This window comes from Nitrospinota bacterium (genome assembly GCA_029881495.1).
Taxonomy (GTDB): Bacteria; Nitrospinota_A; UBA7883; order JACRGQ01; family JACRGQ01; genus JAOUMJ01.
In genome coordinates this window covers 1-23,843 of the sequence record JAOUMJ010000035.1, presented here as the reverse complement: position 1 = coordinate 23,843, position 23,843 = coordinate 1, and the positions used below count along the sequence as shown (strand labels likewise).

Here is a 23,843-nt window from a genome sequence, read left to right as displayed (position 1 = left end):
GGAACACCGAACAGCGTCACCCTCCTCGGTTGATCCTTAATTGTCAGGAGACCGATGAGATACAGTCCGGTTAGGCCGATTATGACACCTCCAAACCGGTTTAGAAGTTCGTTATATCTGAAGATCGCTCTGCTAATGGAAGTTGTCGACATGCCTGTCAATGTGAAAACTATGATGAAGCCGACAAGGGGGAGGATAGCAATATAGAGTACCCTTTTCCAGTATCCATTCTCGCCCATTTTCTTAAAAACCAGAAGGCCCGCAGTAAGCGCAAGAAAAAACGGGATCACCTGCATCAGGCAGAATATCCAAACGGAAAAGAAGCTTGAAAAACCGCCAAAGAAAGCCTGAAAAATTGTCATTTAAACCGCCTTATCTGGCTACAGCGAACTGTTCCTTAGGATAAATACTATTTATCCCTTCCTGAATTTGGCCCTGCTCTTCTATTTTTCCAACCCAGGAATGACGCAGGACGCCGGAGGAATCAAAAAATAGTGTAGTGGGTGTTGTCTTAATCCCCATAATTCTCGCGGCAGAATCGCCGCCCTTTATGCCAACCGGAAAGTCGAGTGCATGTTTAGCGGCGAACTCGGAGATGTTCGCGGTAGTATCCTGAATCCCTATGCCGACGACGGTAAGCCCCATTGATGAGTATTGGCTTTTCGCCTCCTTTATCCATTTGATAGATTCATGTGAGCAGGGGCACCAATTGGCAAAATAGAAGATCATTGCCGGTTTTCCTATGATATCCATCTCGGAAAGCATGCCGCCATCGGCTAATCCCACCGAGAAATGCGGAACAGTCTCGCCCGTTTTAAGCAGTTCCGGCTGTTTCTCAAGGGAGTAGATGAACAAAGCATGGAGGAGGTAGGCGATCGCGCCGAAAATTATGATCTGATTTATCCTTTTCGAGCGTGGTACCGGCGTATTGGAAGCCTCCGTTGGCAGGGTATATGTCTCCATTTGAGAATCCGGCATTATTAGTGATTGCTGTGATCCATCTGATCATGATCCATTTTGTCGTGATCCATCTGGTCATGATTCATATGGTCCATTCCACCCATGTCGCCTTTGCTACATGGATTGACAGCATCTCCAGGTCGAGGATTGTTTTCAGGTGTTCCGAGATTTTTCTGCATCTCGTCCATGTTGGACATATGACCCATTTTCAGGTCATCGCGGTCATTCAACGCCATCTCGATCTTTCTCTCGCTTACAGGGGTTTTGTAAAGCTTTATAAGTTTGTCATAGTTACCGATCATTTTTATCATGTCCTGCTCGCGGAAATCGGACTCCCAGTTCCCTACCAGGGCATTCCAAACCTGAACGATTGCGACCGCCTGATACTGGGTAACATTTATGTATTCAAGATCGGGCTTGTTCTTCTGGTAGTTCTGAATAAATGTCTGCATGTGAGGGATAACAGCAACGAACGGAGGACCGCATCTTGGACAGTAGAGTTTTATGCGTTCGGTTGTATGGCACTGTGTGCATATTTTCATTGCCATAGCGTGTGCTTCCAGGGAGTCATATTCGATAAAGCCGTTGGCCTTTGCCTCGGAAACAATATAACTTCCGACAGGGTTTGGTACCTTGATAAGGAGAACGATCAATATACATAGGGCCAGTACTATGACTATCGTCGATAAAAATGGTTTATTCTTCAAATTGCTCAATTCCTACTCCTTGAAAACAGTCATGTAAAATTTCAGCTCATATTGTACAGGAAAAGAGATTGAGTTGAAACCGGATATGGGAAAGCATTATCGCTAACATATTAAAAACTAGGCCGATATGGAAATCAAATATGGTAAATTTGCCGCTATTCAACCATTCGGTCATATTTTTCAGGAACGAAGTGTGTAATTGGAATTAATATCATCTCATGAAACAACAGGTTATAAAGTTCCACATATCGTTACAGAGGTAATATTGTGTATAGTAAAAACAATAGGTTATATATTAGAAATCTTTAAACTCAAAATCACCTGGGAAAAGAGGAAGGGAATATTCATGCAAAACATATGAAAACTGAATGAAGGGGTTATAGATATGTAATTTGAAATTCAGGTGATATAATCTTAGCTCTGGATTGAGGGGTTCCTTGAGGGCAATGGAAATGTGTATCTAATCGTAATAATAATATGAATGATGTTGGGCAGTTTAGCAAAGATAGGCTTGAAATTTTCAAGAGCGTTAGCAGATTATCAAATTCCGGCTTCACACTGATAGAGCTGGTAATGGTCATCGTCATACTTGGGGTTCTCGCGGCAGTAGCTGTTCCGCGGTTCATAAACTTTTCCGGCGACGCCGAGGTTGCGGCAGTAAAGGCAGTGGCAGGCTCTATAGGTTCTGCAAGCGCGATCAACTATGCGGCATGTTCCATCGGCAACGGCTGTGTAAACATTTCAAACTGTAATGAGGCGGGGATGCTCCTTGAAGGGGGGGTTCCGGATGGTTATACTCTTGACGCCCAGGCGGTAGCGGCAGGAGCGACGGCAAATTGCGTGGTTACTCATGCCTCGTCTGGAAATACCTCCTCTTTCATACTTCACGGCACATGAAGATATTTTCGATTCCCTGCTGGTAATTTTACCGTTTGATGCAAACGTCATTTTTCCGGCAAATTTACGGGTCATCAATGTTTCTGCCCGCTTTGATACTTGTATTGATATTCATGATATATTCCGAAAGTTTTTATTATTACGATAATTACAAGTTGCTTGTCTTGATGGGCGGAGTATTTACGATGTCCTTATGGCTCGGAATATCGATACGCAATAATAAAGTTGAAAATTCCCCTTTTGCGATCTGGATATTGTTGTTGCCGCTGGTAATGGCGACTTTTCCCGGATTGCTGCTTCATGGGGGTAAATTCAATTATCATTTCAACTACGAGATAACCGCGCAGTTGACGCTGATTTTGTGGGCAGGGATCCTTTACTCTCTGCTCAAATCGATTGATGATCTGCAACTTCTGATTAAAGTACTCGGTGCTATTGTTATCTTCGTGGGCGTGATGGCTATTCTGGACAGGTTTGGCATCAACCCTGTTCTGGGGAGATGGTCTCCGGTTTTAAGGCCGATGTCGACGTTTGGAAATCCGAATTATTTTGCGGGATTTTTGAATATCCTGCTTCCGCTATTTCTAGCCCTTTCGCTTCCAGGCAAAATTGAAACCTCGACAGGGAAGGCGGTGGTATCGAAGATCGAATTTGATTCAGAGAATAGATTTTTTATCTCCGTGCTCCTTGTCGGTTGGGTGGCGCTTTTTTTTACAATGACGCGGGCGGCGATATTCGCCTCTATGTTTTCATTTATATTCGTATTCTTAGCGATAGCATTAACCTATGCTGATAAGGAGTGGTTGAAGAAAGTTTCGTTTTTTTCTCTCGGTATAGTGGCGCTGGCTGTACTTGTTCTGGCGTTGTTTACCAGCTATTTTCATAATCTTAATGACAGAGTTGTAAATTCATTTTCCGGTGTAGGATGGATGTCGAGACTGTTTTCATGGAACACGGCAATAGCTTCCATAAAATCGTCCCCGATTGTCGGTTACGGTCTCGGCAGTTCCCATAACCTGTTTTTCGAGTTCATGTCGCCGGATGTAAGACTTTACTCTGGTGAAAATGATTTTGGAAATGCGCACTCTGAGATACTTGAATACATGCAAGAGAGCGGAATTATAGGTCTGGCGGTACTATTAATTTTCTGGACATATATATTTATTGGTATGGTAAAAATATTGAGGTCGACTACGTCTGGTCTGTTATTGAAAAAATTGGCAATTGGAATAATCGGATGCCTAATTGCGTACCATGTACAATCTCTTGTAAGCCTCGCACCTCGAAAGTTGGCAGTTAGAATTCCGCTTTTTACCATTTTGGCCATGTCCGTCTATCTTATTAACTCTTCTGCAACAGAGAGCAGTAGATGGTTTGGGAGTTGGAATCCGAAATATAATAAAGCCCTATTTGGATTTTCGCTCATCTCAGTTATGTCACTATTCGTGTTTTATTATCCAAATGCCTATTCCAGTTATCAATACATGGCGATAGGGAATAAATACAGGTCAAATGCCGAGCGCATGGATAAATTAGCTGAGATGTCGGAAAAATCAAAAGATGTATTTTGGTTGTATAAGCTTTCCGCTTTGCAGGTCGAAGCAGGTGACAGCAAGGGACTTGAGAAAACAATTGAAAGACTTGACGCAGTTTTTCCCAAATTCAGGGACGTTGATTATGCAAAGGCAGAGCTTGCGATGATGAAAAACCAATATGAAACAGCAAGGGATCTGACTCTGAAATTCCAGGAGAGAGACAGATACTATAAGCCGGGGATTTCGCTTTTATTTTATCTTTCAAAAAAGCTTGACGATAAGGCCCTTTTTTTCAGGCAAATCGAGATTCAACTGAAAACAAGCGCATATGCAACCAAGCTGTTCAATCCTGAGCAATTTAAGAACTTCAAAGTAAATACGGGAAGAATGGACGGGCCATTTGATGTTGGCGTAGATAGCAATTCTGTTATGTTTACCTGGAATGAAAAATTCGTTGACGATCTGTTTCAAGTCTCAAAGGGGTCTCGAGATGCAAGAGATTTTTCAGAAGCAAAAATAGATGAAATGCACCGCTTGCTGATGAAACTGCTAGGCCAAAACAGGTATTTTCAAATTGAAGTAAAAGACGGGTTTTCATCTGATGAGAAACAAAGAATTAGCGAAATGGCTTCAAGATATTTCGTTATTGAAGCCGAAATGAAAAGCATTAAAAAAGCAATAGACGAGGAGTATGAAATTCAAAGTATGAATGCTGGAAAATTTCAATCGGAAATACATAATCGTAGAAGAATTGAAAAAATGCAAAAGGTTGAAAAGGAGTTCAGGGACAAAACGGATGAAGCGATTTCTTATATATCCAAAAATACAAACTGGAGTGAATTTCTGACCAGAAGGCGTTTTGCGTCGGAATTTTCATCGAAGCTCGCTTTTCATATATATTACATAAAGAACTAGTAGCATGATTGGGATGCAGAGATGTTACCTGCGCCAATCCCTTTGGGGAACGCTTCGGTTGATACCGCTCATATCGCTATTATTGTCGAGAAGATGAATGGCGTTTGAATAATTAGGTTCAAATCCTTCCGTCTCAAACGCGTGATATAGTTTTTTAAACATTTCCAAGTCGGCTGTTTCATCAATGGTCATCCTGTAGTTTCGATGAAATTGCACTGGTACCGTCATTTCTAGGATATTGAATTCCTTTCGGTGCTCGGAGATGTATGGTGTTACATGTTCCCGTTGGTAGCCTGTATCGGCCTTTTGGAACATGATTTCCAATGCTTTTCGAGATACGACGGAACCTGTGGGGCCGAGAGGAAGAGGGGAGATATTGCAGGTCAGATCCGCTCCCTTTTCAAGATGTTCGATAACCATCCTGTCCATGTATTCGGTATCAATTATCGGGCTGTCGCCGCAAAGGCGTACAATAGTATCGGCTTTATAGTTTTGTGCGGCATTATGATATCGGGCAAGTACATCTTCGGGGTCGCCGCGGAACACTTCGCATCCAAGCGTTTTTCCGGCTTCTGCAAGAGGGTCATCCTCGGCGAGCCAGGTAGTGGCGAGGACAAGGACTTTTACGCTTTTAATCTCTCTTGCGGATTCGATTACGCGTTCTATCAGCGGTTTCCCGCAAATATCAAGCAGACTTTTTCCAGGGAGGCGTTCGGAGCCTATCCTTGCCTGAATGATGACGACAGAATTGTTTGAGTTGGGACTCATCCCCTATTTTTTCCTCCGATTTTAACTTTCTTTCCACCTTTGGAAGCTGATTTATAAATTGAAAGTATCAATTCGAGGCTGTTCTTTCCCTCCTCACCGTTTGATCTCGGAACATGACCGTTTTTGATCGATCTTACAATTTCATCGACTGCGACCACGAAAGCGTTCTTCCGGTTTTTCGGCTCCTTGTAAGGAATGGGCTCAAGCTCGAAAAAGCCGGTATAGTGCCTGCTTTTTTTGGAGCCGAAAAGATGTATGCCGGAGTTCCCGATAAGTATCCGCCCGCGTTCAAACTGCATGTCGAGGTCGAATTTGAAATACTTCCTTCTCCCTCCACCCTCGAAAAGGACGTTAACGCCATTCTTGAGTTTTATGAATCCTACGGCGGTAGATTCGATATATTTTCTGCCGAAATCACGTTCGTCAAATCCGACCACATAATCGGCGGCTCCGCCGAAATAGAGGACCAGATCGAAAAGGTGTGTCCCGTCGTGGAACAGGGTTCCGCCGGCAAATTTTGAAACCGGAAGCTTCGGCACCTGGGAGGAAAGCGTGTGAGCTACGATAGTGCGGAGTTTTCCGAATACTTCATCGTCGATCATATTTTTGATTTTTACGAAGTTTGAATCGAATCTTCTTTCATGGCCGATTACAAGAGGGATTCCCCTTTTTTTACACGCGGCATTCATCCTTTCGGCTTCCTTCAGGGTAAGTGATATCGGTTTTTCGCAGTAGATACCTTTAACGCTTTTATTTTTTGCGGATTCAATGACCATTTCGCAGTGATGTTCTGTCCATGTAGCGATGCTGACGATATCCGGATTTTCATTTTTTAGTAGATCTTTAAAATCGGTATAGAGTGAATTGCTGTCAATGCCGTACCGCTCGCCGAATTGGTGAAGGCGTGTCTTGTTGATATCGCAGGCGGATGTGATCTTGGTTTTTGGATGATTTGAAAATCCCCCCGCGTGGGTGGCAGGCTTTACGCGAAGCGGATCGTCTTCAAGCATCCATCCGATGCGCCCGCATCCAATCAAAGCTACCTTGAAAAGGGGGGCGGTTTTTTTTTCGCCTGGTATCTGCTTAATTCCCTTTTTCCCCGGTCGGTTTGTGTTTACCATTGCTGTAATGATAAATGCTCTCTTCGTACGATACCATTGTAAGGTCTTCCTCGAATTCACCTATGATGGGAGCAATACCGCCATTCATCATTTTCAGAATCATGCGAGGAAAGTTTGCGCCAGCCTTGATGGTGAGCTGAATGGCGCCGGAAAACCTCGGGTTTACCTCAAAAAATGTAATCTTTCCGTTATGTACCTTGCATTGCAGATTTGCGGGGCCGATGATCTTAAGCGTTTTGGCTACATGGATGCTGGTATTTATCAGATCCATATCCTTTTTTGTGCGTCCCCGGTCGCATACGCCGGATCTGATAACGAGCCTTTGGCGGGGAACAACTGAAATTACCTCCCCGCTGAAGTCGCAAAGTATGTCAACGGTATATTCGTCGCCAGGAAGAAATGTCTGCACGACCGGATCCTTTACGTAATCCAGGAAGAAGTCGAGCTCTTTCTGATTTTTGACCGGATAGGCATTAACGGCGCCTCGTCCGATCCTAGGTTTTATGAAGAGGGGGAAAGATGGCTCAATCTTTCTGATCTCATCGGGGAGCCACGTCTGCGCGATTGGAAGGTTATTATCACGGAAAAAGCAGTAGGTCTTGTATTTGTCGTTACATATCTCGCCGATCTCTTCTTCGGAAACCGGGATTTTTACCCCTATCTCGGCAAAATCCTTTTTGTGCCTGCCAAAAAGATTCAACTCTTCATCAATCGTAGGTATCAGAAGCGATACCTTTTCTTTTTCGCAGACCTGTTTTATTTTATCTATATAGTCCGGCGAAGTGGAAAGGGGAACGATAATATTTTTATGTGAAAAAGCGAGGCTGGCTGAAAGCGGATCAACATCGGTGGCAATGACACTCCCTTTCACCCCCAGTTCGGCAAGAGCGTCACCGAACGAGCGCACCAGCGCAACCCGTCTTGAGGCCGCGGTGATCAGAACATTAACTGATTTATCCACTATTTATTCAACCCCCGATCATTGGTCAAAGCTAGCCGCATGGAGCGCAAAACAAGAGGCGGAAGGAGTAAAGCCCCCCCTACCAGCCAGAATAAGAGTGTACCAGAAATTACAAACGGGAATAAAGTGGCACGTTTTATATTATCCGTATGAATGCGTAAAAGGGAAATGTGGGAAAACTCTGAGTTTGTATTGAATGAAAGGACTGTTTTCCCGAAAACCTCTGCCGCCATCAAAACATTATGGTGTCCTTTTCCGGTCAAGTTGGACAACAGGACGATGACTTGGTCATATTCGGGGAGCAAAGTTTCATCGCTGACAAGGGTTAAAACCGATTTCCTGCTGAAATTTTCAGAATAAGGGTAATTGATCACATTGCAGGCGGGGTAGTTTGCCTTTATAGTTTCACCCCAGTGTGAATGTGTCAGGACGTCTATCCTGTCGTCATCCTTCTTTTCCGCGATCAACTTGTCAAGAAGAGAGTCCAGCCGCTCCATTGAAGCCGATTTAAATACCAATGTGTTCATTATCCCCACCTGGAAAATGCGAGACTGAGAGGGACACGAGTTTTCCTGAAAAGTTCCGTTTTCAAAGGATCCCTGGACGCAATTATTTCGTCTATACGCACGAAAGCGTCGTATAGGGCTTTTATGTATATAAAGGTGTGCTGATTGAACGCTTCCGAAACCGCCATGTAAATGATATGAAGGGTAGTCCAGAACATCGGGAAGAGAGGATAGTTTCTCCATGCGAGCCATAGCGCGTTCCGAACGTAATAGTAGGGGCCGTTGGCGGATGGCCTGGATGAGATACTCGATTTATGGAACGCTCGGATAGAAGGGGTTCGAATGATTTTGTATCCGGCTCTGGAAACCCGCATTGCGTGATCCATCTCATTGAAATAGAGGAAAAAAGGCTCAAACCAGTATCCAGCATCCCGGAACACCTCGCGCCGAAAACCTACGCCTGCTCCGTGATATCCAACTATCTCGTTTACCGAGTTGTCCTTTATGTCGGCATTTAAGGCGGTCTGGGTGGGAGAGTGGACATCAAAAGCTACAACCCCCGCGTCCCTGTTCTCATCGAAAAGTTTTACCATTTTGCCTATAGCGTCACGGTGAGGATAGGAATCGGAATCAAATGCGACAATATACTCTCCGGCCGCCTTTTTAAAGCCGATGTTATAACCGGCGATTCCGACATTATCTTCCAGCTTCAGGTAGCTTACGGCAGGAAAGCGCCCCGTGACCATTTTATCGGTATCGTCGGTTGAGTTATTGTCTATCACGATAATTTCCAGGTTTTCGTAGGGGTCAGTCGATAGAATATCAAGCGTTTGCGCGAGATCCTCCCTGCGGTTCCATGTGAGTATAACTGCGCTCACGCTTGGTTTCCCGGCATTCCCTTTGTCCATGTTTACCCCCTGTTTTCATCCCTAGTATATCGGAGGATTCACTCCCTGTCTTGAAGGGAAATTACCCCCACGAAAAGCGGCTGTCATGCCGGCAGGAGGCGCCAAGATGGGAAACGGTCAGGGGGAGGGGATGTCCCTTGAGGGTTATTCAAGTACTTTTTTTATCGTATCCTTGTCGAAATAGTTGGTGTCCATCCCGCCGTCTACGACTATTTTCTGCGTAGTTACTCCGCTCGACGCATCGCTAAGGAGGAACGCGGCTACGTTTGCTGCTTCGCGCGTCTCCACTGCGCGCTTTCTTAGAGTCATATTCTGCGCGTACAGGTAAGAATCAACGTAGCCTGGTATCCCCGCTGAGGCTGAAGTTTTCAATAATCCGGGGCCGACGGCGTTGAACCTCACTTCGCTGAAATGGCTGAAGCTTTTCGCGAGAAAAGCGAGGGAGGAATCAAGCGCGGCCTTTATAGGGGCCATGTAGCCATAATTCTCCGATGCCATGCGCGTGGTGGAGATTGAGATCGTTACCACGGAGCCTTTCGCGTCAATGATATCCTTGAAAGCATTCGCTATCGTGATAAGCGAAAAGCAGGAGATATCAAGCGCTTCCTGGAAATCCTTTTTCACGGTTTCGTGAAACGATTTTATCCCTTCGGAAAAATTGGCGAAAGCCACGGAGTGGACAATACCGTGTACCGATCCGGCCGCATCCTTTACTTCGCGTGCGAGGCGAGTAATGTCATTTTCATCTGATACGTTGCAGGTAAATATCTTGGCTTCTGGGAAGAGTTTTTCCGCGGCATTTTTTTTCTCTTCATCCTGCACGGAGAGGTAGAGGTTTCCACCTTCCCTCCGTATGATATCGGCGATGTGATAAGCGACGCTCTTTTTGTTTGCTACGCCGAAAATCAGGTAATTCTTCCCTTCAAATCCGAGAAAGCTCATTCGTTAGCACCTTCCATCATGGCAAGTGTGCAAGCGTATTCCACGTCTACGGCGGTCTTCCCCCCAACGAGCGCTTTCCCGCGCATGAAAAAGACCTCCCCAAGTTTTTCGATGATCTCCGTGTGTACGTTTAGTATGTCTCCAGGACGAACCATCCTTTTAAACCGGGCGTTTTTTATCCTGGTAAGCACCGGCACCTTGTCGGAACCGGCTTCAACAAGTTTTGAAAGGAGTATTGCCCCGGCCTGGAATATCGCCTCGCAGATCAGTACCCCCGGCATGATAGGAAAAGAAGGATAGTGCCCCTTGAAGAAATCGAGTTCCGGTTTCAGCTCCTTTTCCGCTTTCAGGAAATTTGAGCCCGATTCGGTGATTCTATCGAGAAAGAGAAAAGGGGGGCGATGAGGTATGGCTCTTAAAATATCTTCCATCTATAATCCGCCGCTCACTTCAAGTACGGTGCCGGTGATATAGGATGCCTCCTTTGAAGCGAGAAAGAGAACGGCAGGGGCAACTTCACCAGGAGTTCCAAAGCGTCGCAGAGGAATGATCTTTTTATAATCTTCACGCGCCTGTTCCGGAAGATCGGCTATCAGGTCAGTCTCTATGAATCCGGGACTGACGCAATTAACGGTTATCTTCCTCGATGCGGTCTCCTTTGAAAGCGATTTGGTAAATGCTACCTGTCCGGCCTTGGAAGCGGCGTAGTTTGCCTGCCCTTCAATACCGATTCGTCCGCTTGGACTTGTGATATTGATGATCCTCCCCTGTTTTTTGCGCATCATCTGCAGTACGGAGAATTTCGACATGTTGAAAGTCCCGGTCAGGTTTATATCGATCACGTCCTGCCAGTCGGCCGGTTTCATCATTCCTACAATGGAGTCCCGCCTGATGCCGGCGCAATTGACAAGAACATCAAGCTTTTCATGCTTCTCTTCGAATTTGTCAAAAAACTTCTCAACGCTTTCATAGTCAGCTACATTGAGTTTCAAGGTTTCAAGATTTGCGGAATGCGAGGCGTTTTTATTTCGGAAATTTTCCGCTCCAGCTTCATTTCCGGCATATATGGCTATCACCTTGGCTCCGGAAGCGAGAAACGATTCGGATATGGCTCCGCCGATCCCCCTTGTTCCGCCGGTAACTATTACCGTATAACCGGAAAAATCAAACACCTAGTTTCCCCATATATTTGTCAACATCATTTGAGATTATAACACCGTAATTGGCCGCCCCTAACCATCCCGACATGATAATACCTACAGAGCCGGTAAAGAAGAGCCCCCCTACCATATTGGGAAGCGAGTTGCTTATCTCGAGCCCTTCGAATTTTGTACCGAATGAAGAGCCGCCAAGATGTCTTGTATATCTCAGGAAGGTCTTGGGTGTTGCCGCTTCCAGGTGGTCTATTTTTCCCCTTACGCCGGGCACATATTTTTCAAGAGCTTCGAGAGTGGTTTCTATCAGGTGCTCTTTTGCCTCTTTGTATTCATTTTCAGAAAGCGACGCCCAGTCGTCGTAATTCGCGTTCGTTGAAGAGACGATAGTATACCTGTCGTGGCCCGGTCTGGCGTAGGGGTAGTAGACAGAAAAGGTTCTGCTGGTGACATCCATGCTTCTCATCATCTCGGCGTTGAATTTCGGCGCGGTTGAGGTAAAGAGGAGCTCGCCGATATCGTCTATCTTTTCGCCGTTCTTTATGCCGATGTAGACCTGGCAGGATGAGTTGTTCACCTGCACCTTTTCGGTCTGCTGCCGGAACTCAGACGTGATCGCTTCCTTGTCCAGCATTTCCAGTACCGTGCTGATAAGGTTGGCGTTTGAAACAACCGCTTTAGATTTTATGAATTCGCCGTTTGCAACTACGCCGGTCACGGCGCCGTTTTCTGTTCCGATCTTTTCAACCAGCACTTTGGTTCGCACGTCAACGCCGTTCTTTAAAAGTTCCTCTTCCATCATTTTAATGATGAGGTCGGTCCCCCCCTGAAATGTGTAGACCCCCTTGTTCATGAAATTGCTGAAGACTATTCCGTATGTGATAGCTGGCTCATCGAGAGTGGAGCCGTTCGCGTATGTTATCGGCTCCATAAGGAGACGCCAGACGTCGTCGCGGTCGGGAAAATACTCCTGGAACAGCTCACGCACGGTCCTTTTGTCGTTGTCGTAGAAGTTCATACTGCGGGTGTGCTCAAAAAAGGCTTCCACGGTCTCGGCAGGTACGCCGAATTTTTCAATCAGAAGTTTTGTGAAGTCATCCTTTGTATATGTGGTTTCAAGAGAGAACTGTGGGTTGTCAAAAATTATTCTTTTCAAAGGGACTATCCTGTCCGCCATATCGGCGTTCCAGTATTTTCGGCATGTCTTGATCATGCCGACAGGAAAGCCGTGAAGCGCGACGTCGAAGATATGTTTTTTTCTCTTGAAATACGCCGCAAGCCCGCCCAGATGGGTGTGGTGTTCCAGCAAAAGCACGGAGTAGCCCCGCCTCCCCAGCATGTTGGCGCATGTGAGGCCGCCTAAGCCCGCGCCTATCACGATGACGTCGTATTCGCTCTTGATATTCTTCAATCCGCGCTTGCTCATATTAGTTGCCGTTTCTCCATAATTGATTCAGGTGCGATATTTTAGCAGGTAGTAGGCGTTATTTTAAGAGGCGGTCGTTGGCTATGGAAATTCCGCTCAGCATTGAACCGACAATGCCGAGGAACCCCTGGTCGGTTCCGCAAATGAAGATATTCGGGATGTCGGTACAGCCATCCCATAATTTAACGGGTGCGCCGTAAACAGCGCCGTTAAAACGGCCCGTATAGCGTTCGATAGTGCGGGGGGTGAAGATGTCGGTAAATACGGTTTTACCGGAGATGTCGGGAAGTATCGCGGAAACGTCCTTCAGCGACCGTTTGTACCACTCATTCTTTTCGGGGAGATTCTTCATAGGATCGATCTTTTCCCAGAAACGGTGGTCAGCGATGTTCGTTATCCTTACCATTCTGGAGTCGAGAGGCTCCGGATAGGCAAAATTGTCGGGGAGGCATATAACACCGCTGGAGGTATCTACGGGGGTATCCGGTCTGCGGTAAGAGAGCTTTTCACTTAGGCTATAAAAGACGATCCCATACTCGAATCCGATTTCAGCAGTGGGGCGATCGAGCACCGATAACGATTCCATGAATGAGATCCGCCCCTGTTCGGGCACTTTTGAAGCGCCGCTTTCAGCTAGGAGGGCGATGGTTTCCGGGTGTCCGGCAGAGGAGAGAATGCTGTCACAATGCAAGATCCTTCCGTCGTACAGGGTCACCGAAACTGCCTTTTTATTTTCAGTAATTATGGACATGACGCCCGATTCGAGCATCAATTTCCCCCCGGATTCGGTGAATCTCTTTACCAATACATCAAGAATCGGCCTAATGCCGTTGCGCGGCCTTCCTATCCCCTCCCTGAAAATGGAGTTGAAGAGGATCGCGAACTGCCGGAATTCCATATCGTCCTCGCGGGAGTTGCCGTAGAACATTGCCGGGAGGAGGAGCATCTCGGCAAGGTGCGGGTCGCCGAAGGTGGAGCCGAGAATTTCCCTTGAACTTTCGGCGGGGGAGCCATAGTCGAATAGATTCATCGAATCCATTTTTTTCAGCAGTTTCTGGAAATTATCCCTTTCGCCGGGAAAAGTATCGTTAATTTGAGACACGAAATAATCAAATTCGTTGGTGAACTCCAGATTTGTTCCATGGCAGGTTACCAGGCTTTTATTGTGGGGGTGGAGGTCGAAATCCTCAGCTTTCAATCTCAGCTGGCGCAGAACCTTTTTCATCGCGCCAAACGGGCCGTTATTAGGGTTGAGATTAGTGATTGCGTGAAGGCCGACATCAAGTTCCCGGCCGTTCATGGTGTAGTATGAATTCAGCCCCCCCACTCGGTCATGGCGCTCCAGGATGGCGACCTTCTTGCCGAAATGGGCGAGGCGTATGCCGGCGGCGAGGCCGGACAGACCTGCGCCGATAATCAGTACATCGTAGGATTGTGGCCTATTCAACCTTTAGACAGGCCTCAGAATGGTCAGGCGTTCTGCATTTTGGGAAACAGATAGTCCACGGTGCTCTTTAGCGTGTTGAGCGCCATGTAATCCGATTCCGGGACGTCGATTTTATAGCGTACACGGAGTTCCATTACGATATCGAGGAAATCCATTGAGTCGAGGTCAATCTGTTCCCTTAGAGGTTTCTCCGCATCAATGCTGTTTAAATCTTCGTCCGGTGCAATTCCCCTGATAATATCGATTATTACAGCCTGTAGACTCTCCTTTGTCACTAAAACTCTCCTTTTGCAAATCCACTTTCGTTTTATTCTATTATTAAACCCGGAAATTGTACTAAAGAAAAGGGGAAAAAGCGAAATTAACTTACAAAACGTTTAATTATTACAACGGAGTTGATGCCGAGCATGCCGAAGGAGTTGTTTAAAATACTGTTTATCTCCCCTTTTTTTAATGGTTTGTCTATTACAAGGTTATTCAGCCTGCATTCGGGATCTATTTCATTTAGGTTGATAGTGGGGTGTATCAATCCATCCTGGAAGGATGGGAGGTTTCCCGCCAGCTCCAGCGCTCCGGCGGCCCCCATGGCATGCCCTATGAAGCTTTTTGTATTGTTGATGTATGTCCCGCCGGAACCGTCAAATACCTCCCTTATAGCCTGGCACTCCTGTTCGTCGCCGAGGTGCGTGCCGGTGCCGTGGGTACTTACTATGTCTATTTCGGATGGCTCCATTCCGGCGCGTTTTAGGGCCAAACGGATGCATTCCGCCTGGCGGGCAGGGTGCGGGAGGACGAAGTCGGTCGCATCCGAGTTTTGACCGTATCCGACGACCTCCCCGTATATTTTCGCCCCTCTTGCCTTGGCATCATCGAGCCTTTCCAGGGTATAAACACATCCCCCTTCGGCCACGACAATGCCGTTCCTGTCCTTTGCGAAAGGCCTGCAAGCCTTCGTCGGGTCGTCATGGTGGGCGAGGGCGTTTTGAGCCTTAAAGGAAGCGAAGATACCGAATGTATGGATACTTTCGGAAACACCCCCGGCCAGGGCGAGATCGCAGTCGCCGAGGCGGAGCATCTGGGAGCCGGTAATAAGGCCGATATTTCCGGCGGCGCACGCGGCCCCGAGGGTAAGGTGCGGGCCTGTTATCCCCAGGTTCAGGGTCACCTCTCCAGCAGGTGCGTTTGCCACGGTTCTCGGATTGTGGTGGTGGGTCCAGTATTTCGTGTCGTAGCCGAACTGGCTTATCTTGTAGATCTCGTTTTCGGTCTCCACGTTGCCATGTTCCGTGATGCCGAGGTATACGCCGACCCGGTCGCGCCCGACCTTGTCGAGGTCGATCCCGGCATCCGCTATCGCCTCGTGGGAGGAGTAGATGGCGATGCTCCCGGCCCTGGTCCCCCTTCGGATCTCTTTTTTCTTCTGGTATTTCTGATCGTCGAAGTTGCAGACCCCCGCATGAACCTTACCCATGTATCGTGTTTCGATATCGGTAACGCCGGATCTTCCGTTTAGAAGCGCTTCGCGGTATTCGGCTAGGTTGTTGCCGTTTGGGGAGGCGAGGCCGACCCCTGTAATCACTATTCTGGAATTAAACAAAAACTATTCCTTAAAAAATCATGTTGCACAATGCAAACAGATGAATCAATTTATCCTGATCATACGATACTTTCGTAAAAGCGGTTCCTTTCCGCTTTTGGACTGGCATTATAGTTTTCCGCCGCCGGTAAGGCAACTTTGAATCACAACGGTATGCAGGTTCAGCACATTTCCCTTTTGTTTTTCAGGAATTGAAACAAATTGGCGAACAAGCGGAAGGAGAATGGATATTGTCCGCACATATCAACAAAACCGTAAAGCTACGGGCTTCATCGCCCCGCTCAGATACGAGTTTGGATCTTTGCAGGTTGTAATTATCAGCTAAAGGTGGTGAGGATATTCAGGCAATAAACAAATGATGGATTATTCTGGATAAACCGTGATGTACATCGAAATGATCTTGTCCGCGATCTCCTTGTGGCTGAAAGGTTTTACTATATAGCCGTTTATCCCCAGCTTTACGCAGTCCATAATGTCCTCCCTCTTTTTCATCGCGGTAGCCATTATCACAACGGGAAGTTTTTTTCCGCGGGGGTCGGTCTTTCCCTCCTTAGCTAAAGGGGTCTTGGCCCTAAGTTTTTTCAGCGCGGCAAAACCTGACATTATGGGCATTTTGATATCAAGCAAGAGGATATCGGGCTCTACTGTTTTTCGAAGCTCAAGCGCGTCTTCGCCGTTATTTGTAAAAGTGATTTCAAATTTGTCGGCAGGAAGACCTGCTTTATACAGGTTGCATATGTCCTCTGAATCTTCGGCAATGAGAATCTTAATTTTTTCCACTTTTATGCCCAACCGTAAATATTAAAAAGAGAGAAAGAACTGTTTATCAGGACATCTTAACATGAAATGCAAACTGGGTGCGAAAGTGACAGCAAAACGGAAGAAGGAAACTTTTATTCCAGCCTCAGTCTCCTGGTATCGGCTATTCTCATGCGGGAAGGGAGGAGCGGGGATACAGCCCTGATTATTTTCTCCGATGTTGCCCTGTATGATGTCAGCTTTCCTCCGCAAATAGTCAGCATAGGGGCCTCTTTCAGGTTGCCGTGATGGAAAAAGGTCTCTCGCGAGCGGTGGAAAGGGTCGTCTTCGCCGGTGGGGAGCACCCTTATCCCGGCGAATGATTCAATGATATCTGCTTTGGTCGCCCCCTTGAACTTTGGAAAATATTTCGCCAGCGTCTTAAGCAGATATTCTTTCTCCTCTTCAAGAGGTTCTATCTTCGCGGGATCCCCCTTGAAAACGGTTTCAGTGGTCCCTATAAGTATCTTATCCTGCCACGGCATTATCAGAACTGCGCGTTTATCCTGAGGGGCCTCCACGAAATAGACCCCCTTATCAAGTTTTCCATCGAGGAGAATGTGCGTACCGGCGACAAACTCTACTGACGCCTCTTTCTGGCGAGGAGTTACTCTCCGCAAGACGTCGTTTATCCATGGGCCAGCGCAGTTAATGATCACCGATGCCCGCACATTATTCGACTTCCCGTTCTGCTTATAGCTGACGGCCCATCCTTCGCTACCGTATTCGGCTCCTATGAACTCCGCCTGCGTTGCGAGGTCGGCACCGAGCTTTTGTGCCGATCTCATTATCGATTCGGTAAGGAGCCTGTCGTCAGTCTGGGCGTCGCCGTATCGGAAAACGGCCTTGAGATCGTCCGTTGTCAACCCGTCGAGTCCGCTCCATTCGCTTTTCGGCACCGAACGGAAAATTGCCTCCATCCTGAATCCCGCCAGGGCGAAATAGAGCGTAAGGCCGATGCGGATAATGAATGGGGGTCTGCTGGTACTTTTGTATATGGGTATGTTGAAAGGGATCATCTTCACCAGTGACGGGGCGTTCACCAGCAGAAGGTGCCGCTCGCGGAGGCATTCGTATACAAGGTGGAGGTTTCCCGATTCCAGATAGCGAAGACCGCCATGGATCAGCTTGCTCGACCTGCTTGAAGTTGCCGATGCGAGAGTCTCCTTTTCAAGAAGGAGGGTAGAGTATCCATTCGCGGCGGCCGCCTGTGCGGTACCGACGCCATGTATCCCACCCCCAACTACAACGATATCGTAATTTTTGTTTTCCATTAACTCCCTTTCCTCTTTAAACTCTCTATCATTTCGCCCGCTTCCATCGTTTCTATATAGCGGACGCCGAGCCTGTTCCACCTGAGAGCGACATCAATATCGGTAATTTCGTACAGGAACCATTCCCATGGGCCTGGCCAGATATTTTCCTTTTCCGGCGGTATTTTCCTGTAATTGCAGATCAGGTACGAAGGGGAGAGCTTCTTTGCCATCATGCGGCTCTCTTCGTTCCATGATTCAAGGACCCATCCGGTTTCGTTCCATCCCTGCCTTCGGGCCGATTCAAGCGACTGATAGTTGAAGGAGATTATCAGGCATTGTTCCTTCACCGGAGCAAGAACATCAAGAACCTTGCCGACCATGAAGTCGATGCCGAAATGGGCAAGGCTCTCTTCCTTCAGCTCGACGAATATCTTTGCTTTCGGGTTGGAGCGGAGGAGGGGGATGATGTCGGAAAGCATCGGAACCGGCGAATCGTTGAATTTGGCGCCGAAGCGCGAAGGCTCTCCAACGTTTGTGCGGGATAGTTCCTTGGCGGTCATATCCTTTACCTTCCCATGTTGTCCAGATGTCCTGAAAATATTGTCATCGTGGATTATGACCGGTATGTTATCGGATGAAAGCTGAACGTCGCATTCGAGGAAAAGGCATCCGGTCTCAAGAGCTTTTTCAAAGGAGATGATAGTATTTTCTGGATAATGGGCCGCGTATCCTCTGTGCGCCACAAATTCCATCCTGTTGCTGTCAGCTTTCACGCTATTTTCATAAGAAAGGGTTTAATAACAGTCTCACCCGGTAAAATCGTAGAGTCAAACCGCATATACCCTAGAATCTACACCTTTTCACCGGCTTTTCCAAATCTCCCCAAAGCTTGGTTGGAACCGGAAAGAGCGATATGATGAGGCTAGGAAGAAACTGGTGGCTGAAAATATTTACAAGGAAAAATTCGAGACTCTTACCTGGCTCATAGACAGGTATGATGTGCTCCGCGTGGCTATCTCGCGCAGGGCCGCTATCGTCATGAGCGCCGACGCAGTGCTGGTAACGGCGACGCTTTTCCTGTTCGGCAGGTTCATAAGCGGTTACGTCGATACACCTGTCGAAGCAACCTTGGCGACAAGGATTATAATTCTTATCATCATCCTCCTTGTTTTGATGACGATAGCGATGCTTCTTCTCTCGATGCTCATCGCCACATCGAGCATTGTAAACGTCTGGGTGAAGAGCCACGACATGCTTGGTGCAGGTACCCCGCAGATATACTACTTTCACGCGCGGGACACATACGAGGATTTCAGGGATTTCAAAACGTTCAAGAGCAGGCTGGACAAGACGAACGCCGAGGATATGCTCGTGTATGCCGAAGCGGAACTCTGGAGAATTATCGTGGCGACATATTACCGCCACGGCGACCTGAAGAAGGCGATAAGGTATATCTATTACGCCATCTTTCCGTTCTTTCTGGCGCTTTCTATCTTCGCCGGGATGAGCATCTACACCCTTTTCAGCTATTAAGCCCTGATTATCTTACCGATCAGAAATGTCGCGGAAGACCCGCTTTGAAAAGCCTTTCCATCCCTTCCTTGACAGAAACGGCAGGGTAGTAGCCGAGCTCATTATTCGCCTTCCCGATATTGTAGGTGTGCGAGGTGGCAAGCTGTGAGGCGAGAAAACGGGTCATCCTCGGTTCTGATGTTTTCCCAAGCAGTCTGTAGGCTATCTCCATCAACCCCCCAATGCGGTAGGCGGTTTTATAGCCGATCGTTTTTCTGACAGGGGGGAGATCGAACCCCTGCAGGATCTCGTTTATCCAACCCCAGCAGTTGAGCGGCTCCCCCTGCGTTATGAAATAGGATGAACCGGCGACAGGCGAATCTGCCGTGAGGCGGTCGGCGGCAAGGAGGTGCGCTTCGGCGGCGTTATCTATGTATACGGAGTCGATGATGTTTTTTCCGTCACCGACAATCATGAGGTTTCCATTACGAGCGCGGTCGATAAGCCTCGGTATAAGGTTCGTATCACCGGGTCCCCAGATGAGATGTGGCCTTAATGAAACGGTGAGGAGCCGATCCTTGCCGTTCGCCGCGATAACCTCCCGTTCGGCGATTGCCTTTGTCTCAGGATAGAGCGCGAGGTATTGGGGGGGGTAGGGGGCGCTTTCGTCTATATTCAACTGGTCGGTTGCGTCATACACCACGCTTGGCGAGCTGGTGTGTACCAGTTTTTTAATCCCATGCTTGAAGCACGCATTGATAACGTTTCGCGTACCGGCAACATTAACGCTGAAAAAATCGTCACGCTTCCCCCATATGGAAGCGAGAGCGGCTGTGTGAAATACGACGTCGACGGAAGCGCACGCCTCTGAAACCTTTTGCATGTCGGCGACGTCACCCTGAACAGTCTTAACTCCAAGTGCGGCCAGGTCTGCGTAGCTCCTTCGTCCAAGAACCTTTACGGAATCTCCACGCTCCAGCAGTTTTTTAACGATTGCCCTGCCGAGGAACCCACCCCCTCCTGTGACAAGCGCTCTCATCGTTACGGTACCAGGCGGGGGAGTTGTTGTTCAGCCCAGAATTTCAGTTTTTCCCTGAAAATTTTCGCGTTGTGCCGGATATCGGTGGGAAAAACGTCGTAGTAGTAGAGCACATCCTTGATAGAAGAGGAGAGAGGACTCTTTGCTCCCAGTGCCAATAGCTCATGAGTCAGCAGTTCTCTGTTGTCCTTTATATTTTCCTTTTTAAGTTCTATGACAATTACAGGGTGTTGGAATTTTTTTCCATTTTCGGAAAGGCTGCCCAGACCGACAAGCGCGGAGCGGAGAACCGCAGGATGCCGGTTGAAGATCGCTTCGGTGCAGACCGAGTACAAGGTTCCTTTGGAAGTGATCACCCGGTGGTTCTTCCTTCCGCAGAACCAGAGACGCCCCTTGTCATCGAAGTAGCCGATGTCCCCCATCCGGTGCCATAAGGAATCACCATCGGTTATCTTTGCCATCCCGGTCTGCTCGGGGAGACGGAGGTATCCAATTGAGACGACGGAACCTTGCACGACTATCTCCCCTTTTTCACCGGAAGGGGCGAGGAGGGAGTTGTCCCATACAGGGATCTCGCTTTCGGTAGTTTTGATAATTCTTATTTTCGCGTTCCGCAATGGAGAGCCTACGCATATCCCTTTTCCATCCCTGGTTTGTATGCCGGTAGATGAGAGGACTTCACTCCCCTTCATATCCGCTATCGGGAGAGCTTCCGTGGCGCCGTACGGGGTATGCGTTTCCGCACCCTTTGTGAGAATGTCGTTTAGCAATCTTTCATGAATCTGCATCGATACAGGCGCGCCTGCCATGAGAACCTTTTTCAGGGTCGGGAGTTTTATCGATCTCTTTTCGCAGTACGAGGAAACCCTCTCCCAAATGGCAGGCGAGCCGAAGGTGAACGTCACCCCCTGATCGTTAACCGCATTCACAATCTTTAATGGATCAACCTTCGCCGGTTTCGTCGGATCCATGTCTGGTATGACCGCCTTCATTCCGAGGCTAACGCTGAACAGGGCGAAGAGGGGAAAGGCGGCAAGGTCTACGTCGCCATGCGTCGTTCCGTATTGCTCGCGAATCGTATCGGTCTGCGCCCTGAACATGGCATGCGTATAGATAACCCCTTTTGGAGGGCCTGTGGAGCCGGTGGTGAATATGATCGCGGCGGTATCCTTCGGCTCTACGCTCGCGATCGTGAAATCATTCTCTGCTCCCTTGATGAGGTTGTTATATGTAGAGCCTCCCCAGAAGATCTTCGGACCGATAGTTACCAGTTTTTGAGCCGTTCTGAAGCGGCTCCTGAAGAGGAGCCTAGCTATATGAGCTTTTGGTATCCCTATAAAAGCTTCCGGCTCCACCTTTTCAACGCAGTTGAAGAGGTTTCGAAGCCCCATCCCAGGATCAATGAACACCGGCACGGCCCCGGCCTTGAACAGCGCAATGGCGGTGCTGACGAACTTTATCCCCGGCTTTACCATAAGGAGCGTCTTTACCCCACTGCCGATACCCTGCCGGACCAGCCCGGATGCCAGGAGCGTACTCTCCCTGTCGAGATCGGCAAATGTTATCTCCTTATACTTCTTTCCTACCTGGTGGGCTACCGCAACGGCATTTCCCTTCTTCTTTGCCGTTTCGCAAAAGGGGATTATCGTATTCATGTTTTTTGAAAGGGTCATCGCCCACCCTCCATGAAACTTTCAAGTAGCGGGATGATCTTTTCGTAGGAGTCTTCCACCACCCAGTGTCCGGCGTCTTCCATCCGGTGAACGTCGGCCTCTGGAAAATATTTCATCCAGCTTTCGAGGAATTTTTCAGTAAAGCAGAAGTCGTTCATCCCCCAGATTATCCGCATCGGCTTGTCTTTAAGGAGCCCCAGGCTCTCCTGGATGGAGAGGAGGAGATTGTATGTGGGGTGATCCATCGACATCGGGATATCCTGGACAAACCTGGCAATTGCCACGCGGTCGTGCCAAGTGCGGTATGGAGCGAGATAACCCTCCTTGACCTCAGCTGTAAAGCGTTCCGGCTTCGCCATCCCGAACCTGAGGTGAACGCCCGCTCCGAGGAAACCGTTCAACCCTCTCATAACGAATTCGCCAAGAATAGGCGTGCGGCAGAGGTTTATGGAAGGGGGAATGTTCGGTGAGAGAAACGCGGCGGTATTGAATACCACTATCCTTTTTACATTCTCCGGGTGCCTGACGGCGTATCCGATACCGATAGCGCCCCCCCAGTCATGAACCGCCAGCGTTATCTCTTTTAGCCCCAGGTGGTCTATTAGGCGGGTGAGGTTGTCTATATGGGTTTCGAGTGTATATCTGTACCTCTGAGGTTTTGAAGAGAGGCCGCATCCGATGTGGTCCGGGACGACAACCCTGCATCTCCCTCCAAGAGGCGCGACGAGTTTGCGGTAATAGAACGACCAAGTGGGATTTCCATGAAGCATGACTATCGGTTCGCCGGAGCCTTCATCGATGTAGTTCATCGAAAGGCCGTCGATATCGAAAGTGTGGGGCTGAAAAGGATATTCCCCTTTTATTGATTCCAGGTTGATCATTTCTTTACCATTCCACGCCGAGCATGACGGTATTGAGGCCGGACCCGATGCCGAGAAGGGCTATCTTGTCCCCCTTCTTTACCGCGCCGCGTTCAATGCCGATGGCAAAAGCCGAAGGGAGGGCGGCGGAACCGGTGTTCCCCATGAACTCGAGCGTTGAAAAATCTTTCTTTTCATCCAGCCCAATGCTTTCGTACATGAGTTTCCTGTGAGCTGAGCCGACCTGGTGGGTAAAGACCCGGTCAATATCATCGTTGTTCCATCCAATCGCTCTTTTGAAGAGGGGAAAGGTCTCCCCGGCAAGCGCGCAACCGGCCTGCATAAGCTCTTCCGAATCGGTATTCATAAGGAGGGTAGAGGCGGAATCAACCCCGGTGTCTCCGCTGTTGCTTCTGCAAAGCTCGCTGTATTTCGTCGCGCTCCTTGTCACCCCTCCCAGGAGACGGCGCCCATCCTTAACCATATCGCTCCGCGCAAGGAGGATTGCCGCGCCGGCGGAGCCGATGGTAAGGGAGGCGAAAGCGGGCTTTACGCTTTTCCTTGTGAGTGATGTATCTTTGTTGAGAGTATCAATGGTGCCGTTTACGAGCGTCTCCCCCATTTCGCCGGAGACGACGATACCGGCGTCCGCCTGTCCCATCTCTATCATGTTGCCGATCGTTATCATCCCGTTCAGTACGCCAAGGCAGGCGTTGGAGATGTCGAATACCGTTGCGCCGTCAGGGAGGCCGAGGCGATGGTGCACAAGGTTCGCGGTTGCCGGCTCCAGGAAGTCGCGGCAGACCGATGCGTGTATCACAACGGTGATCTTCTCCTTTGGTATGCCGGAAGAGGCGATGG

Annotated in this window: 25 protein-coding genes; 3 read left to right on the top strand and 22 right to left on the bottom strand. The window is 48.3% G+C overall.

Translation table 11 applies throughout. The annotated features are described in order from the left end of the window. From OEY64_12035 to OEY64_12025, 3 genes are all read right to left on the bottom strand, one after another. Positions 1 to 362 (bottom strand): cytochrome c biogenesis protein CcdA (locus tag OEY64_12035; GenBank protein ID MDH5543681.1); only part of this gene is annotated, 362 nt, incomplete at its 3' end. Between the two features lie 10 nt (positions 363 to 372). Beyond that, positions 373 to 963, bottom strand: a complete 591-nt coding sequence (locus OEY64_12030) for a TlpA family protein disulfide reductase (protein MDH5543680.1) — start codon at positions 961 to 963, stop codon at positions 373 to 375. Positions 964 to 980: 17 nt separating this feature from the next. Continuing rightward, a complete protein-coding gene (locus OEY64_12025; protein MDH5543679.1) occupies positions 981 to 1,676 on the bottom strand; it encodes a hypothetical protein in 696 nt (231 codons plus the stop codon). Positions 1,677 to 2,144: 468 nt separating this feature from the next. On the opposite strand from OEY64_12025, the gene OEY64_12020 reads away from it, so the two are divergent. Both OEY64_12020 and OEY64_12015 read left to right on the top strand, forming a co-directional pair. Further along, positions 2,145 to 2,564 carry a type II secretion system GspH family protein gene (locus tag OEY64_12020; protein MDH5543678.1) on the top strand — a complete coding sequence of 140 codons (420 nt, stop codon included), beginning with the start codon at positions 2,145 to 2,147 and terminating at the stop codon, positions 2,562 to 2,564. A 260-nt stretch (positions 2,565 to 2,824) separates the two neighbouring features. Next, complete coding sequence (locus OEY64_12015) at positions 2,825 to 5,014, top strand: O-antigen ligase family protein (protein MDH5543677.1); 2,190 nt, start codon at positions 2,825 to 2,827, stop codon at positions 5,012 to 5,014. Positions 5,015 to 5,038: 24 nt separating this feature from the next. Here OEY64_12015 and OEY64_12010 read toward each other — a convergent pair whose 3' ends face one another. The 15 genes from OEY64_12010 to OEY64_11940 form a co-directional block, all read right to left on the bottom strand. Then, a complete protein-coding gene (locus OEY64_12010; GenBank protein MDH5543676.1) occupies positions 5,039 to 5,782 on the bottom strand; it encodes a glycosyltransferase family protein in 744 nt (247 codons plus the stop codon). Beyond that, positions 5,779 to 6,903: a Gfo/Idh/MocA family oxidoreductase gene (locus OEY64_12005; GenBank protein ID MDH5543675.1), complete on the bottom strand. Its 1,125-nt coding sequence runs from the start codon at positions 6,901 to 6,903 to the stop codon at positions 5,779 to 5,781. The genes OEY64_12010 and OEY64_12005 overlap by 4 nt, the downstream gene beginning before the upstream one ends. After that, positions 6,866 to 7,864 carry an ATP-grasp domain-containing protein gene (locus tag OEY64_12000; GenBank protein MDH5543674.1) on the bottom strand — a complete coding sequence of 333 codons (999 nt, stop codon included), beginning with the start codon at positions 7,862 to 7,864 and terminating at the stop codon, positions 6,866 to 6,868. The genes OEY64_12005 and OEY64_12000 overlap by 38 nt, the downstream gene beginning before the upstream one ends. Then, positions 7,864 to 8,391: a hypothetical protein gene (locus tag OEY64_11995; GenBank protein ID MDH5543673.1), complete on the bottom strand. Its 528-nt coding sequence runs from the start codon at positions 8,389 to 8,391 to the stop codon at positions 7,864 to 7,866. The genes OEY64_12000 and OEY64_11995 overlap by 1 nt, the downstream gene beginning before the upstream one ends. Next, positions 8,391 to 9,278: a glycosyltransferase family 2 protein gene (locus tag OEY64_11990; protein ID MDH5543672.1), complete on the bottom strand. Its 888-nt coding sequence runs from the start codon at positions 9,276 to 9,278 to the stop codon at positions 8,391 to 8,393. Before OEY64_11990 ends, OEY64_11995 begins: the two co-directional genes overlap by 1 nt. Positions 9,279 to 9,422: 144 nt before the next feature. Next, positions 9,423 to 10,220 (bottom strand): SDR family oxidoreductase, encoded by a 798-nt coding sequence (locus OEY64_11985; protein MDH5543671.1) that lies wholly within the window; start codon positions 10,218 to 10,220, stop codon positions 9,423 to 9,425. Beyond that, positions 10,217 to 10,651, bottom strand: a complete 435-nt coding sequence (gene fabZ, locus OEY64_11980) for a 3-hydroxyacyl-ACP dehydratase FabZ (protein ID MDH5543670.1) — start codon at positions 10,649 to 10,651, stop codon at positions 10,217 to 10,219. Before fabZ ends, OEY64_11985 begins: the two co-directional genes overlap by 4 nt. Further along, positions 10,652 to 11,392: a 3-oxoacyl-ACP reductase FabG gene (gene fabG / locus OEY64_11975; GenBank protein ID MDH5543669.1), complete on the bottom strand. Its 741-nt coding sequence runs from the start codon at positions 11,390 to 11,392 to the stop codon at positions 10,652 to 10,654. It lies immediately after the preceding gene. After that, positions 11,385 to 12,800, bottom strand: coding sequence for an NAD(P)/FAD-dependent oxidoreductase (locus OEY64_11970; GenBank protein ID MDH5543668.1), 1,416 nt, complete (start codon positions 12,798 to 12,800; stop codon positions 11,385 to 11,387). Before OEY64_11970 ends, fabG begins: the two co-directional genes overlap by 8 nt. 58 nt (positions 12,801 to 12,858) lie before the next feature. After that, complete coding sequence (locus OEY64_11965) at positions 12,859 to 14,247, bottom strand: NAD(P)/FAD-dependent oxidoreductase (GenBank protein ID MDH5543667.1); 1,389 nt, start codon at positions 14,245 to 14,247, stop codon at positions 12,859 to 12,861. 23 nt (positions 14,248 to 14,270) lie between these two features. After that, positions 14,271 to 14,522 carry an acyl carrier protein gene (locus OEY64_11960; protein ID MDH5543666.1) on the bottom strand — a complete coding sequence of 84 codons (252 nt, stop codon included), beginning with the start codon at positions 14,520 to 14,522 and terminating at the stop codon, positions 14,271 to 14,273. 86 nt (positions 14,523 to 14,608) lie between these two features. Next, complete coding sequence (locus tag OEY64_11955) at positions 14,609 to 15,844, bottom strand: beta-ketoacyl-[acyl-carrier-protein] synthase family protein (protein MDH5543665.1); 1,236 nt, start codon at positions 15,842 to 15,844, stop codon at positions 14,609 to 14,611. 363 nt (positions 15,845 to 16,207) lie between these two features. Further along, entirely contained in the window at positions 16,208 to 16,624 is a 417-nt protein-coding gene (locus OEY64_11950; GenBank protein ID MDH5543664.1) for a response regulator, read from the bottom strand. Between the two features lie 113 nt (positions 16,625 to 16,737). After that, positions 16,738 to 17,916, bottom strand: a complete 1,179-nt coding sequence (locus OEY64_11945) for an FAD-dependent oxidoreductase (GenBank protein ID MDH5543663.1) — start codon at positions 17,914 to 17,916, stop codon at positions 16,738 to 16,740. Then, the gene (locus tag OEY64_11940; protein MDH5543662.1) at positions 17,916 to 18,671 is read right to left on the bottom strand and encodes a glycerophosphodiester phosphodiesterase family protein; all 756 of its coding nucleotides are present in this window, start codon (positions 18,669 to 18,671) and stop codon (positions 17,916 to 17,918) included. Before OEY64_11940 ends, OEY64_11945 begins: the two co-directional genes overlap by 1 nt. A gap of 163 nt (positions 18,672 to 18,834) precedes the next feature. Here OEY64_11940 and OEY64_11935 point away from each other — a divergent pair, with 163 nt between their 5' ends. Next, on the top strand, positions 18,835 to 19,431 hold the full coding sequence (locus tag OEY64_11935) for a hypothetical protein (protein ID MDH5543661.1): 597 nt from the start codon (positions 18,835 to 18,837) through the stop codon (positions 19,429 to 19,431). A 19-nt stretch (positions 19,432 to 19,450) separates the two neighbouring features. Here OEY64_11935 and OEY64_11930 read toward each other — a convergent pair whose 3' ends face one another. The 4 genes from OEY64_11930 to OEY64_11915 all read right to left on the bottom strand — a co-directional run. Further along, positions 19,451 to 20,449 (bottom strand): NAD-dependent epimerase/dehydratase family protein, encoded by a 999-nt coding sequence (locus OEY64_11930; protein MDH5543660.1) that lies wholly within the window; start codon positions 20,447 to 20,449, stop codon positions 19,451 to 19,453. A gap of 2 nt (positions 20,450 to 20,451) precedes the next feature. After that, a complete protein-coding gene (locus OEY64_11925) occupies positions 20,452 to 22,122 on the bottom strand; it encodes a fatty acid CoA ligase family protein (GenBank protein ID MDH5543659.1) in 1,671 nt (556 codons plus the stop codon). Next, the gene (locus tag OEY64_11920; GenBank protein MDH5543658.1) at positions 22,119 to 23,003 is read right to left on the bottom strand and encodes an alpha/beta fold hydrolase; all 885 of its coding nucleotides are present in this window, start codon (positions 23,001 to 23,003) and stop codon (positions 22,119 to 22,121) included. Before OEY64_11920 ends, OEY64_11925 begins: the two co-directional genes overlap by 4 nt. Before the next feature lie 4 nt (positions 23,004 to 23,007). Continuing rightward, positions 23,008 to 23,843 (bottom strand): 3-oxoacyl-ACP synthase III (locus OEY64_11915; GenBank protein ID MDH5543657.1); only part of this gene is annotated, 836 nt, incomplete at its 5' end.

What these genes read in the sequence shown, in the direction of transcription:
- OEY64_12010 (MDH5543676.1), bottom strand. Translation starts at nt 5,782, where the DNA reads ATGAGTCCCAACTCAAACAATTCTGTCGTCATCATTCAGGCAAGGATA.
- OEY64_11930 (MDH5543660.1), bottom strand. Translation starts at nt 20,449, where the DNA reads ATGAGAGCGCTTGTCACAGGAGGGGGTGGGTTCCTCGGCAGGGCAATC.
- OEY64_12030 (MDH5543680.1), bottom strand. Translation starts at nt 963, where the DNA reads ATGGAGACATATACCCTGCCAACGGAGGCTTCCAATACGCCGGTACCA.
- OEY64_11925 (MDH5543659.1), bottom strand. Translation starts at nt 22,122, where the DNA reads ATGACCCTTTCAAAAAACATGAATACGATAATCCCCTTTTGCGAAACG.
- OEY64_12020 (MDH5543678.1), top strand. Translation starts at nt 2,145, where the DNA reads ATGAATGATGTTGGGCAGTTTAGCAAAGATAGGCTTGAAATTTTCAAG.
- OEY64_11990 (MDH5543672.1), bottom strand. Translation starts at nt 9,278, where the DNA reads ATGGACAAAGGGAATGCCGGGAAACCAAGCGTGAGCGCAGTTATACTC.
- OEY64_11920 (MDH5543658.1), bottom strand. Translation starts at nt 23,003, where the DNA reads ATGATCAACCTGGAATCAATAAAAGGGGAATATCCTTTTCAGCCCCAC.
- OEY64_11985 (MDH5543671.1), bottom strand. Translation starts at nt 10,220, where the DNA reads ATGAGCTTTCTCGGATTTGAAGGGAAGAATTACCTGATTTTCGGCGTA.
- OEY64_11995 (MDH5543673.1), bottom strand. Translation starts at nt 8,391, where the DNA reads ATGAACACATTGGTATTTAAATCGGCTTCAATGGAGCGGCTGGACTCT.
- OEY64_11945 (MDH5543663.1), bottom strand. Translation starts at nt 17,916, where the DNA reads ATGGAAAACAAAAATTACGATATCGTTGTAGTTGGGGGTGGGATACAT.
- fabZ (MDH5543670.1), bottom strand. Translation starts at nt 10,651, where the DNA reads ATGGAAGATATTTTAAGAGCCATACCTCATCGCCCCCCTTTTCTCTTT.
- OEY64_12005 (MDH5543675.1), bottom strand. Translation starts at nt 6,903, where the DNA reads ATGGTAAACACAAACCGACCGGGGAAAAAGGGAATTAAGCAGATACCA.
- OEY64_11970 (MDH5543668.1), bottom strand. Translation starts at nt 12,800, where the DNA reads ATGAGCAAGCGCGGATTGAAGAATATCAAGAGCGAATACGACGTCATC.